A 916-nucleotide genomic window follows, 5' to 3' on the forward strand; every position below is an offset into this window, starting at 1 on the left:
AGGGACCGCAGCGCGGTCTCGTCAGCAGCGGTCACCCGCAGGACGTGCGAGTCCTGCGCCACCCCAGCCCGTACGACCGGTGCGGGCGGTTCTTCCACGATCACGTGGGCGTTCACCCCGCCCATCCCGAACGCACTCACCGCCGCCCGACGCGGCTCACCACCCCGCGGCCACGCCGTCACCCGATCCGCCAGATAGAACGGCGACTCCTCGAAACGAATGTGATCATTCGGCCGCACCACATGCAACGACGGCGGAACCATCCCGTGCTCCATCGCCAACAGCACCTTCACCAACCCGGCCAACCCCGCCGCCGGCTCCAGATGCCCCACATTCCCCTTCAACGAGCCGATCGCACAGAACTGCGACCGCTCCGTCACCCCACGCCACGCACGCGTCAACCCCTCGACCTCGATCGGATCGCCCAGACCCGTCCCCGTCCCATGCGCCTCCACCAACCCGATCGACTCCGGCGACACCCCCGCATCACGCAGCGCCGCCACGATCACCTCCGACTGCGCCCCACTGCTCGGCACCGTCAACCCACTCGTACGACCACCGTGATTGACCGCACTGCCCCTGATCACGCCCCGGATCCGGTCACCGTCCCGCAACGCCGCACCCAACGGCTTCACCACCACCGTCACCACACCCTCACCCGGCACAAACCCGTCCGCCCCCGCATCGAAGGGACGGGAGGCGCCCGAGGGCGACAGGGCTCGCAGGTTCTTCATCGCGATGTAGTGCAGCGGGGACATCGCGACCCGGACGCCGGCGACGATGGCCTGCTCGCACTCGCCGTCACGGATGCTGCGCACCGCCGTGTGCAGGGCGACCAGGGACGACGAGCACAACGTGTCGATCGTCATGCTCGGCCCGCGCAGATCCAGGAAGTAACTCACCCGGTTCGCCAGGA

1 protein-coding gene is annotated in these 916 nt (G+C 68.8%); it reads right to left on the reverse strand.

Annotated features, from left to right (window positions below; all coding sequences use genetic code 11):
* On the reverse strand, positions 1–869 hold an 869-nt coding region (locus E2E34_RS34695), incomplete at its 3' end, for a beta-ketoacyl [acyl carrier protein] synthase domain-containing protein (protein ID WP_244316408.1).
* Between the last annotated feature and the right edge of the window lie 47 nt (positions 870–916).

It is taken from the genome of Streptomyces albidochromogenes (assembly GCF_005981925.1).
Taxonomy (GTDB): domain Bacteria; phylum Actinomycetota; class Actinomycetes; order Streptomycetales; family Streptomycetaceae; genus Streptomyces; species Streptomyces albidochromogenes.